Here is an 11,209-nt window from a genome sequence, read left to right on the forward strand (position 1 = left end):
CTTGATTGGCGGCTTGATTGGCGGACAGGCCGGCCCGGGCGCCCCGGAAAGCCGGATGGAGGCGGACGGCGGCCTGGTCACATTGGCAGATAGATGCAGTATCGCCGATCGGCACCGCCCCGCGCCGGGGCCGCGACAAGATGCCGCAACCGCGCGGGTGCTCCCGGCATCGCTCAGGACTGCGGCAGGAACTTGAAATAGTGATCGATCAGCAGCGCCGCGAACAACAGCGACAGGTAGAGGATCGAGAAGCGGAACGTGCGCTGGGCCAGCGCATCGGAATAGTTGCAGAACAACTTCCAGGCATAGGCCAGGAAACCGCCGCCCAGGACCAGCGCTGCCGCCAGGTAGATGTACCCGCTCATGCCGTACACGAAGGGCAGCAGCGTCGCCGCGATCATGATCAGCGTGTACAGCAGGATATGCAGCAGGGTGAAGCGCTCGCCATGGGTGATCGGCAGCATCGGCAGGCCGGACTTGGCGTAGTCGGCGCGGCGGTACAGCGCCAGGGCCCAGAAATGCGGCGGGGTCCAGGTGAAGATGATCAGCACCAGGAACCAGGCTTCGGCGGGCACGTTGCCCGCCACGGCCGCCCAGCCCAGCGCCGGCGGCATCGCGCCGGACAGCCCGCCGATCACGATGTTCTGCGGCGTGGCCGGCTTGAGCAGGATGGTGTACACCACGGCATAGCCGACGAAGGTCGCCACCGTCAGCCACATGGTCAGGTCGTTGGTGAAGACATGGAGTACCCACATCCCTGCCCCGCCCAGCACGGCCGAGAACACCAGGGTCTGCATCGTGGTGATCTCGCCGGTCGCCGACGGCCGCCACGCGGTGCGGCGCATCAGCGCATCCACTTTCTGCTCGACCAGGCAGTTAATGGCGAAAGCGGCACCCGCCAGCAACCAGATCCCGGCCGCGCCGCCGATCAGCACCGACCACGGCACCATGCCCGGCGTGGCCAGGAACATGCCGATGATGGCGCAGAAGACAGCCAGCTGCGTGACGCGTGGCTTGGTCAACGCGGCGTATTGCCGGGCCAGGTGGCGGAGTCGTCCGCCAGGATGGGGGTGGGTAGCAGTAACCACGGGGGAGTTCTTCTCTTTCATGTGGCGCGCACGGCAGCCGGCACGTCAGTAGCAATGTCAGCGGAGCGGGCCGCGAGCCCTATATTGTAGTTGAGGCGAACCAATAGCATCAGAAGCGCCGCCGCGCCGCCGTTGTGGGCCACCGCGGCCACCAGCGGCCAGTCGAAGACGATGTTGGAAAGACCAGTGGCCAGTTGCAGCGCCAGCACGGCCAGCAGCCACCCCGCGCCGCGCGACAGCCCGCCCAGGCGGCGCGCCCGCAGGCCGAACCAGGCCAGGTAGGCCAGCACCACGAAGGCAAAGCCGCGATGCACCCAGTGGATCGCCACCAGCGCCGAGTGCGGGATGTAGTCGCCGTCGGCGGTCATGCCGAGTTGGCGCCAGAGCGTGAAGCCGTGGCGGAAGTCCATCTCCGGCACCAGCTGGCCGTTGCATAGCGGGAAGTCCGTGCAGGCCAGCACCGCGTAATTGGTGCTCACCCAGCCGCCCAGGAAGATCTGCAGCACCAGCAAGGCCAGCGCGAGCCTTGCCGGCCAGCGCAGCGCGCCGGCATCCCGCGCCACGCCCAATGGCGGGTCGTTGCGCGAACCCAGCCAGATCAGCGCCGCCAGCAGGCTCATGCCGAGCATCAGGTGCGTGACGACGATGATGGGCTGCAGTTTGAGCGTGACCGTAAAAGCGCCGAACGCGCCTTGCACGCAAACCAGCAACAGCACGCCGGTGGCGAACCATGGCGACTGCCTGAGTTCGCGCCGCTTGACCCACGCCAGCACCATCAGCGTGATGATCAGCACCCCCACGGCCATGGCGAAGTAGCGGTGGATCATCTCGATCCAGGCCTTGGTGACGGAGACCGGGCCGCTCGGCATCGCCGTCTCGGCCGCGCGGATCGGCTCGCTCGCCGCGTGCGGGTTGGAGTGGCCGTAGCAGCCAGGCCAGTCCGGGCAGCCCAGGCCGGAATCGGTCAGCCGCGTGAAGCTGCCGAACATGATCAGGTCCAGCGTCAGGAAAGCGGTGATCCACACCAGCTTGCGGTACTTGTTGCGGTCTCCCTTGACCAGCACGTAGCTGAGCGGGAACAGCGCGATCAGGACGCCGATGATGGCAAGTTGGAGCAGCATGCGCGTTGGTCGTTAATCTTGGGCCGTTCTGGCGTCGGCCATCAGCCGGCATCCGCCGGGATCACCCGATGCGGGAGTACTTGAGCAGTTTCTTGAGGTCGGAAGCCATCTTCTTGGGATCCGGATCCCGCGGGAAACGCATCATCAGGTTGCCGAGCGGGTCGACGAGATAGAGCGTGTCCTCGATGCGCGCACCAGGCTCGGGCGGCAGCCATTTCTGCAGCGTGTCGCGAGGGGCACGCAAGAAGCGCACGCCGGCATACGGCTCGTTGTAGGCCGAGGAAAGGCGTGCATCGATGGGGCCGTCGTCGCTGACCAGCCACACCGGGACGATGCGCTCGCGATCCTGGCCCTGGCCCGCGCGCAACTGGCGGATGGTGAACAGCTTGCGCGCGCAGGCTTCATCACATGCGGCGCCGTCGGCACTGATCAGCAGCCATTTGCCTTTGAAGCTATCCAGCGGCACGGACTCGGCGCGCTCGTTGGCGACCTGCAGCGCGGGCATCGGGCGCTGCGGCTCGATGAGTGCGCCGTAGTTGGTGGTCCCGCCAGCCGGCCTGAACACGTAGTAGGTCAGGTAGGAAGCGATCACCGGCGACGCGCACACCAGCAGCAGCAGCAGCATCTGGATGCGGCCGCGGCGGGTGCGCGCATCGATGCGCGGGTCTTGCGGAGCAGCGCGCGCGGCCTGCGCCGGCGCGGGATCTTGTTGTTGCATCACGTTTCGTCTGTCTCTCTGTCTCGTCGTCTTTCATCGGAGCCGGCTGCGCTCGTCTGACCGCCGCGCCCGGCCGTGGTTCGCCGGCATGCCACCGCCCGGCTTGCCCGGGCCATCTAGGCCGCCATGCGCGCCGCGCGCCGCCAGCTCAGCGCCACCAGCAGCACCAGCGTCAGGGCGGCCAGCCCGAACCACTGGAAGGCATAGCCGTAATGCCGGTCGGCGCCCGTATCGGCCGGGGCCCAGTCGCGCGCCAGGCCATCGCCGCTTTCGCTACGCTGCTCCAGCACGAAGGGCTGCAGGGGTACGCCCAGTTCCCTGGCAAACGCCGCAATATCCACATTCTGGCGGATCTTCTGCCCGGCTTCCGAGCCCGCGTCCCGGCCCAGGCTGAACACCCTGGGCACCGTTTCCAGCGCGGTACCGTCCAGCTCCACCTCGGCCTCGGGCGTGGGGAACGGCGCGATACGCGTGCGTTCCTGCGCATCGCGCGGCAGCCAGCCTCGCAAGACCAGGAGCGCCGGTGCGGCAGGATCGCCGTCCACCACGCGCAGCGGCGTCAGGACCATGAAGCCGGCGCGGCTGTCGGTGCCGTTTCCGTGCGGCCGGTTGTCCAGCAAGACGGTGTGCGCCGCGTCGAAGCGGCCGCGCACATGCACACGCCGCTCGGCCACCGGGCCCGCGATCAGCGCCTGCCCGACTTGTAGCGGCGGCTCGGCAGCCAGCGCCTGCTGGCGCGCGGCACGCGCGAGTTTCTCATGGGCGCGGTTGAGCTGCCAGTTGCCCAGCGCGCAGGTGACGGCGATCACCACCAGCGCGGCAATGGCCGGGACCGGACTCAGGGCGCGCCACGGCTTCACCGGCGGCTCCCGTGTGCCGGGAACGGCGCGCCGGTGCGATAATGGCAGCTCCTCTCCAGCCGATCCCGCGCGCGCGGGCTTTCCATGCGCATTGTCATCATCATCGCGTTCATCCTCATCATCGGCAGCCTGGCCTCGGCCCTGTTCTTCATGATGCGCGACCGCGGCAGGACGCCGAACATGATGCGCTCGCTGATGTTCCGGGTCGGCTTTTCCGTGGCGCTGTTCCTCTTCATCCTGTTCTCGCACTGGATGGGCTGGATTCAGAGCACGGGCATCCGCATGGGGCCGTGAAGCCGTGGACTCCGGCAAGCGAACCGGTGACCAGACCAAAAAAACAAGCGCCGCAGGCTGGCTAGACTCCTGCGGCGCTTGTTTTTTGTTGTTCTGCACGGGGAGGGTGCCTCCCCGCGATGCCGCCGGCCGGGCCGGCGGGCACCGCAGCCGGGTGTCTTACAGCCAGTACACCACGATGTAGAGGAACAGCCACACCACGTCGACGAAGTGCCAGTACCAGGCGGCGCCTTCGAAGGCGAAGTGATGGTCGGGGGTGAAGTGCCCCTTCAGCACGCGCACCAGCACCACCGTCAGCATGATCGCGCCCATGGTCACGTGGAAGCCGTGGAAGCCGGTCAGCAGGAAGAAGGTGGAGCCGTAGATGCCCGAGGTCAGCTTGAGATTCAGCTCCGAGTACGCATGGTGGTACTCAAACACCTGGAAGCACATGAAGACCGCGCCCAGCAGGATGGTCAGCACCAGGCCCTGGATCAGCTGGCTGCGCTTGTTGGCCAGCAGCGCGTGGTGCGCCCAGGTCAGCGTCACGCCGGACATCAGCAGCAGTGCCGTGTTGATCGTGGGGATCGGCCACGGGCCCATGGTCTGGAAGCGTTCCACCACGCCGGCCGGGCCGGCATTGGGCCACACCGCGGCGAAGTCGGGCCACAGGATCTTGTTGTTCAGGTCGCCCAGCCATGGCATGGCGATGTTCCGGGCATAGAACAGCGCACCGAAGAACGCCGCGAAGAACATCACTTCGGAAAAGATGAACCAGCCCATCGACCAGCGGAACGACAGGTCGATGTTCTTGCCGTACTTGCCGGTCTCGGATTCGCTGATGGCTTCGGCGAACCAGCTCTTGAGCACGAACAGGAACCACAGCAGGCCGAGGCCGCAGACGTACGGTCCCCAGGGTTGCCCGTTTACCCAGCCGGCAGCCCCGCCGGCCGTCAGCAGCAGGCCGAAGCTTGCCGTGATCGGATGGCGCGATGGGCCCGGTACGAAGTAGTACGGAGCGTTGGCGCGATTCGCACTCATTCTTTTTTCTCCAGCTCAGAGTCTTGATTCAGTAATCGTTATCCGCACATCCGGCCCCGACTGCTGGCCGGCGGCATGCTTTTGCCTGCTTGTACCTGTTACCTGTTACCTGCCCTGCGCCGTACCCGGACTGCGCGGCCTCACCCTACCACGACGCGCACGACGGTAATCAGCACCGCGATCAGGATGGCTACCCCGATCAGGCCGGCGATGATCACATGGACCGGATTGAGCTGTGCCATGTCGCGCTCATGCTCGCTGCCCTTGCGCAGGCCGATGAACGACCAGAACACCGCGCGCAGGGTCTGCGCAAAGGACAGCTTGCGCTTGACCGCGTCCTTCATCTCTTCCACGGCTACTCCCACTACTGCCTCGACCTCGGCCGGCGATGCCGGCCGCTGCTCAAATGCCCTTGCCTGCCCCGGCCGGGGTCTCCAGATCGCCCTGCGGCACCTGCGCCACCGGCGAACCGATCTCGAAGAAGGTATAGGACAGCGTAATGTTCTTCACGTCTTTCGGCAGGTCCGGATCGATCACGAACACCACCGGCATCTCGCGTGCTTCCTTTGCCTTGAGCGTCTGCTGCTTGAAGCAGAAGCACTCGATCTTCTTGAAATACTGCGTGGCCAGCTTGGGCAGGTAGCTCGGGATCGCCTGCGCCGAGATGTCGCGCGACTGCCCGTTCGCCACCTCGTAGACGATGGTGGCCATCTCGCCCGGATGCACTTCCATGGTGTTCTTCACCGGCCGGAATGCGAAGGGGCCGCGCGCGTTGGAATCGAACTCGACCGTGATGGTGCGGCTCTTGTCCACCTGCGTGTTCTTGACCTGGCCGCCATACAGATCGCGCGTGGTCACCACATTGAGGCCGGTGATCTCGCAGATCTTCTTGTACAGCGGCACCAGCGCATAGCCGAACGAGAACATCAGCGCCACCACCACCAGCAGCCGCAGCATCATGCCGCGGTTGAAGCGCCTGTCGGTGGTGTCTTGTGACTGCTGGTTCGTGCTCATTCCAATACCCTGCAGCTTCAGCCCAGAAGAATCATCTTGGCGAAGAAACCCAAAAAGAAAACCATCACGATCGAAAAGAGGATCAGACCGAGACGGCGGTTGGCGGCCTTGCGGTCTGGCTGCGATGGACTTTTGTTTGGATCCTGCATGACACCCTGCTTGCTGGACGCGGAAGGACGGGCATGCCCATCCTTCCTTGCCCGGTTGCGTCTTACCTGACGTGCGGCGGCACTTCAAAGGTGTGGAACGGGGCCGGCGACGGCACGGTCCACTCCAGGCCTTCGGCGCCATCCCAGGGCTTGTCCGCTGCCTTCTGGCCACCGCGATACGACGGCAGCACGACGAAGAAGAAGAAATACACCTGCATCAGCCCGAAGCCCAGCGCACCGATCGATGCGATCGCGTTGAAATCCGCGAACTGGGTCGGGTAGTCGGCATAGCGACGCGGCATGCCGGCCAGGCCCAGGAAGTGCATCGGGAAGAAGGTCACGTTGAAGAAGATCATCGAACCCCAGAAGTGGATCTGCCCGCGGGTTTCGTTGTACATGAAACCGCTCCACTTCGGACCCCAGTAGTAGAAGCCCGAGAACATCGCGAACAGCGAGCCCGCCACCAGCACGTAGTGGAAGTGGGCCACGATGAAGTAGGTGTCCTGCAACTGGATGTCGATCGGGGCCACGGCCGGCATCAGGCCGGTGAAGCCACCGATGGTGAACACGAAGATGAAGCCGATCGCGAACAGCATCGGGGTCTCGAAGGTCATCGAGCCGCGCCACATGGTAGCGATCCAGTTGAAGATCTTCACGGCCGTCGGCACCGCAATCAGCATCGTCGCGTACATGAAGAACAGCTGGCCGGTCACCGGCATGCCGGTCGTGAACATGTGGTGCGCCCACACGATGAACGACAGGATGGCGATCGAGGCGGTGGCGTACACCATCGAGCTGTAGCCGAACAGGCGCTTGCGGGCGAAGGTCGGCACGACGTGCGAGACGATCCCGAACGCCGGCAAGATCATGATGTAGACCTCGGGGTGGCCGAAGAACCAGAAGATATGCTGGTACATCACCGGATCGCCGCCGCCCGCGGCCGAGAAGAAGCTCGTGCCGAAGTGGCGGTCGGTCAGCACCATGGTGATGGCGCCGGCCAGCACGGGCATCACGGCGATCAGCAGGTAGGCGGTGATCAGCCAGGTCCAGCAGAACATCGGCATCTTCATCAGCGTCATGCCGGGCGCGCGCATGTTGAGCACCGTCACGATGATGTTGATCGAGCCCATGATCGACGACGCGCCCATGATGTGCATGGCGAAGATGGCCATGTCCATGCCCGGGCCCATCTGCACCGACAGCGGCGCGTACAGGGTCCAGCCGGCGGCGGTGGCGCCGCCCGGCGCGAAGAACGACAGCACCAGCAGCAGCGCCGCCGGCGGCATCAGCCAGAAGCTGAAGTTGTTCATGCGCGCGAACGCCATGTCGGACGCGCCGATCTGCAGCGGAATCATCCAGTTGGCGAAGCCCACGAAGGCYGGCATGATCGCGCCGAACACCATGATCAGGCCGTGCATGGTGGTGAACTGGTTGAACAGTTCGGGGCGGAAGAACTGCAGGCCCGGCTCGAACAGCTCGAGGCGGATCAGCAGCGCCAGCACGCCGCCCGACAGCAGCATGGTGAAGGAGAACAGCAGGTACAGCGTGCCGATGTCCTTGTGGTTGGTGGCGAACAGCCAGCGCCGCCAGCCGTGCGGATGATCGTGATGCTCATCGTGCGCGTGGTCGTGCGCATGATCGTGCGGGTGCGCAAGCGCGTCCGGGGTAGCAGTACTCATCGCGAAAAACTCCTGTAATCCTGATCAGCCTGCCGCGCGGTCGCCCGCAACGCTGGCCTGCTTGGCGGCGGGCTTGTCTTCCGCCTTGGGAGCGGCATCGCCGCCGGCGGCGCCGCCGCCTTCCGGGAACTTGCCCGCACGGGCGTTCACGAAATCGCTCGGTTGAATCACTTCGCCAGTCTTGTTACCCCAGTTGTTGCGGGTATAGGTCATGACGGCAGCGAGTTCGGTATCGGAGAGATGCTTCCAGACCGGCATGGCACCCTTGCCTTCGAGCAGGATGTGCATCTGGCCAGCCTTCGGGCCGTTGACGACCTTGGAGCCGTCCAGCGCCGGGAACGCGCCGCCGCCCTTGCCGTTCGGCTGGTGGCAGACCGCGCAGTTGGCCGTGTAGACCTTCTCGCCGCGCGCCTTGAGCTCCTCGAGCGTCCAGGTCTTGTTGGGGTCGTCGGCCTTGGCGGCGAGTTCCTTCTTCTTGCCCTCGACCCACTTGGCGTAGTCGGCGTCGGACACCACGCGCACGACGATCGGCATGAACGCGTGTTCCTTGCCGCACAGCTCGGCGCACTGGCCGCGATACACGCCGACCTTCTCGGCCTTGAACCAGGCATCGCGCACGAAGCCGGGGATCGCATCCTGCTTCACGCCGAAMGCCGGRATCATCCACGCGTGGATCACRTCGTTGGCSGTSGTGACGAYACGGATCTTCTTGTTGACSGGCACCACCAKCTCGTTGTCCACCTCCATCAGGTAGGTGTTCGACTTCGGTGCCTCGTTGTTGATCTGCTCGCGCGGCGTGGTCAGCGTGGAGACGAAGGAAATGCCCTCGCCTTCGCCCTTCAGGTAGTCATAGCCCCACTTCCACTGGTAGCCGGTGGCCTTGATGGTGATGTCGGAATTGGTGGTGTCCTTCATCGCCACGACCGTCTTGGTGGCGGGCAGGGCCATGCCGATGACGATCAGGAAGGGGATGATGGTCCAGATCACCTCGACGGTGATGCTTTCATGGAAGGAGGCAGACTTCGCACCCTTGGACTTGCGGTGCTTGAACACGGAATAGAACATCACCCCGAACACGCCGACGAAGATCACCGTGCAGATGATCAGCATCATCCAGTTCAGCCAGTGAATCTGTTCGGCGATCTTGGTAACGGGTTCGGTCAGATTGAGCTGGCGCACGGCTGGACCGCCCGGCATGTCTTCCACTGCCAGAGCTGCCTGGCTAACGAGCAGGGACGCGCCCGTTAGACACGCTGCGGATGCCTTCTTCCACATTTTCATTTGTTATCTACCCAATTTACAGATTCAAATCTGTCAGCCCGCCTGACCGTCGCCGCCCCAGTTCAGAGACAGCGCAGGGCAGAAACGAGCTCCTGCGCGAACTTTCGCCGCTTGTACGGGTCCAGAAAACACCCCACCTGCACAGCGCACTTACCCGAGCGCAACTGCACCAGCGCCCGTAATGATTCACCCAGTTCGACCCGCACCCAGAGCGGGTTGAATTCATGCCGCGTCACCTGCCCGGCGCTGACGGCCTCGACCACCAGCAGGCCGTCTGCCAGGCTGACGCGTTCGTAGTCAGCCGCATGCCGCGCGTAGACCAACAACGCGATACCGAGCCCCAGCAGGTCCAGCCCGGCAAAAGGCAGCACGAGCCACGACCCTCGCCACGCGAAGAACAGTGCGATGGCGAGCGAAACACAGACGATTGAGAGGTAGAACCAGCCGACCTGGCGTGGAGAAAGCGAACAGTTCCGCTTCATCAGCCAGTCTTTGTCCGGCGCGCCGGATCCACCGGAACCACCGCCGGACCCGTCTTGCGCCGTCTGGAATGCGATACCCAAGTCTTGCATCGCCAACCACTCTGCATAGGATGCACACCTGGGACGATCGCCTGGGCCGCACTGACTTAGTGCGATTCCGGGGCACATGTGCCAGGGGAACCACTGCGACAAACTGGCGCATTATAGGGCGCTTCGCCTACTCGAACAAGGCCGTCCCTTGACGGCGGGGCTGGCGCGCGACACGTTTCTGTGCATCGGTGCGGTGCATGCGATGGAGTAGGCGGACACGCCAGCAGGACCATTGCGCCACGCTAGCGACGCGGCCGCGCGCGCCCGATCTTGTCGATCGGCACCACCGCGTGGCCCAGTTCATCGACGTCCTGCTTGCCGCGCGGCGCCAGTTTCCACGCATGGCCGTAGACGATTTCGAAGGTGAGCGGGATCAGCCCGTCGGCGTTGCGATGGCGCTCGAGCGCGGCCAGCAGCGCATCGAGCCAGCGCCGTCCGCGCAAGCCCCGGCTTGGCGATGCGGGCAGGCGCAGGCCACCAAAGGCCTGCACTTCGCGCAGCAAGGTAAGCGGCGACTCGTAGGTAACCGTGATGGTTTCCATGTCCATCACCGGCGTGGACCATCCGCTATGAACCAGCATGTCGCCGATATCGTGCATGTCGACGAAACGCAGCGAGTGCGTACCGCTATCCACATGCGCAAAGGCGTCGCGCAGCTCGGCCAGCGTATCGGGCCCGAACAGCGAGAACAGCACCAGGCCGTCGTTGCGTGCGACACGATGCCACTCGGGAAATACCCTATGCGGCTCTGGATGCCAGTGCAGCGCAAGGTTGGACCAGAGCAGGTCGAAGCTGGCGGGCGCGAATGGCAATGTGGCAAGATCGCCCTGCACCAGGTCGAAGATCGGGCGCTTGCCCAGCATGCGTCCCAGCCAGCCGGCCTGGCGCTGGGGGTCGCGCTGGGCCGCCTCGCGCAACATGGCGCCCGAGATATCCAGCCCGGCGATCTGCGCATCCGGATACTGCGCGCGCAACGCCGCCAGCCCGCGCCCATGGCCGCAGCCGATATCGAGCGCGCGCACGGGCGAGAGCCGGATCATCTGCATGCGCTCCTGCATGCGCTGGCTGATCTCGCCCAGCAGGAAATCCAGCTGGCCGAAGCCGGCGCTGCGCCGGTCGAAGGCCAGGCGGGTCAGCCGCGCAGGCGGCAAATAGGCATCGGGGGAGTCGGCGTCATGCAGGGACACGGGCAAGCGGGGCAGCAGGAGGATGAGGAGCACGGCCGGACGCAGGCGCCCGGGCGGAATACGGCGTGCGCGCCAGCGGGCACGGCGGCCGGACCGCAAGTATACGCGCCTGCCGCGATGGCTGCCGGCGGCGCCGGCGCGGCAGGCAGGCTGCGCCGCCATGCCCGGCGATTGTGGCGAATCATGCTGCCGTCGGCGTGCGCATTGTGCGGCGAAGTGGAGGAAG

At 65.1% G+C, this 11,209-nt stretch carries 13 protein-coding genes; 1 reads left to right on the top strand and 12 read right to left on the bottom strand.

The window, feature by feature from the left end:
• Window positions 1–173 precede the first annotated feature (173 nt).
• From cyoE to AC1DO7_RS15975, 4 genes are all read right to left on the bottom strand, one after another.
• Window positions 174–1,109 (bottom strand): heme o synthase, encoded by a 936-nt coding sequence (cyoE, locus tag AC1DO7_RS15960; protein WP_441613740.1) that lies wholly within the window; start codon window positions 1,107–1,109, stop codon window positions 174–176.
• On the bottom strand, window positions 1,106–2,209 hold the full coding sequence (locus AC1DO7_RS15965; protein WP_441613741.1) for a COX15/CtaA family protein: 1,104 nt from the start codon (window positions 2,207–2,209) through the stop codon (window positions 1,106–1,108). Before AC1DO7_RS15965 ends, cyoE begins: the two co-directional genes overlap by 4 nt.
• 61 nt (window positions 2,210–2,270) lie before the next feature.
• Entirely contained in the window at window positions 2,271–2,927 is a 657-nt protein-coding gene (locus AC1DO7_RS15970) for an SCO family protein (RefSeq protein ID WP_441649701.1), read from the bottom strand.
• Between the two features lie 116 nt (window positions 2,928–3,043).
• Entirely contained in the window at window positions 3,044–3,787 is a 744-nt protein-coding gene (locus AC1DO7_RS15975) for an SURF1 family protein (RefSeq protein WP_441613743.1), read from the bottom strand.
• 84 nt (window positions 3,788–3,871) lie between these two features.
• Here AC1DO7_RS15975 and AC1DO7_RS15980 point away from each other — a divergent pair, with 84 nt between their 5' ends.
• Window positions 3,872–4,081, top strand: a complete 210-nt coding sequence (locus AC1DO7_RS15980) for a twin transmembrane helix small protein (RefSeq protein ID WP_441613744.1) — start codon at window positions 3,872–3,874, stop codon at window positions 4,079–4,081.
• A gap of 159 nt (window positions 4,082–4,240) precedes the next feature.
• Here AC1DO7_RS15980 and AC1DO7_RS15985 read toward each other — a convergent pair whose 3' ends face one another.
• From AC1DO7_RS15985 to AC1DO7_RS16020, 8 genes are all read right to left on the bottom strand, one after another.
• On the bottom strand, window positions 4,241–5,101 hold the full coding sequence (locus AC1DO7_RS15985) for a cytochrome c oxidase subunit 3 (RefSeq protein ID WP_441613745.1): 861 nt from the start codon (window positions 5,099–5,101) through the stop codon (window positions 4,241–4,243).
• A 140-nt stretch (window positions 5,102–5,241) separates the two neighbouring features.
• On the bottom strand, window positions 5,242–5,454 hold the full coding sequence (locus AC1DO7_RS15990; RefSeq protein ID WP_441613746.1) for a DUF2970 domain-containing protein: 213 nt from the start codon (window positions 5,452–5,454) through the stop codon (window positions 5,242–5,244).
• A gap of 49 nt (window positions 5,455–5,503) precedes the next feature.
• Window positions 5,504–6,115, bottom strand: a complete 612-nt coding sequence (locus tag AC1DO7_RS15995; RefSeq protein WP_441649702.1) for a cytochrome c oxidase assembly protein — start codon at window positions 6,113–6,115, stop codon at window positions 5,504–5,506.
• 17 nt (window positions 6,116–6,132) lie between these two features.
• Window positions 6,133–6,264, bottom strand: a complete 132-nt coding sequence (locus AC1DO7_RS16000; protein WP_441613748.1) for a cytochrome oxidase small assembly protein — start codon at window positions 6,262–6,264, stop codon at window positions 6,133–6,135.
• A gap of 62 nt (window positions 6,265–6,326) precedes the next feature.
• Window positions 6,327–7,943, bottom strand: coding sequence for a cytochrome c oxidase subunit I (ctaD, locus tag AC1DO7_RS16005; RefSeq protein WP_441613749.1), 1,617 nt, complete (start codon window positions 7,941–7,943; stop codon window positions 6,327–6,329).
• A 24-nt stretch (window positions 7,944–7,967) separates the two neighbouring features.
• On the bottom strand, window positions 7,968–9,224 hold the full coding sequence (gene coxB, locus AC1DO7_RS16010; RefSeq protein ID WP_477116312.1) for a cytochrome c oxidase subunit II: 1,257 nt from the start codon (window positions 9,222–9,224) through the stop codon (window positions 7,968–7,970).
• 62 nt (window positions 9,225–9,286) lie between these two features.
• A complete protein-coding gene (locus AC1DO7_RS16015) occupies window positions 9,287–9,796 on the bottom strand; it encodes a DUF2244 domain-containing protein (RefSeq protein ID WP_441613825.1) in 510 nt (169 codons plus the stop codon).
• Between the two features lie 242 nt (window positions 9,797–10,038).
• The gene (locus AC1DO7_RS16020; RefSeq protein ID WP_441613751.1) at window positions 10,039–10,983 is read right to left on the bottom strand and encodes a methyltransferase domain-containing protein; all 945 of its coding nucleotides are present in this window, start codon (window positions 10,981–10,983) and stop codon (window positions 10,039–10,041) included.
• Window positions 10,984–11,209: the final 226 nt, after the last annotated feature.

This window comes from Cupriavidus sp. 05N40 (genome assembly GCF_056397305.1).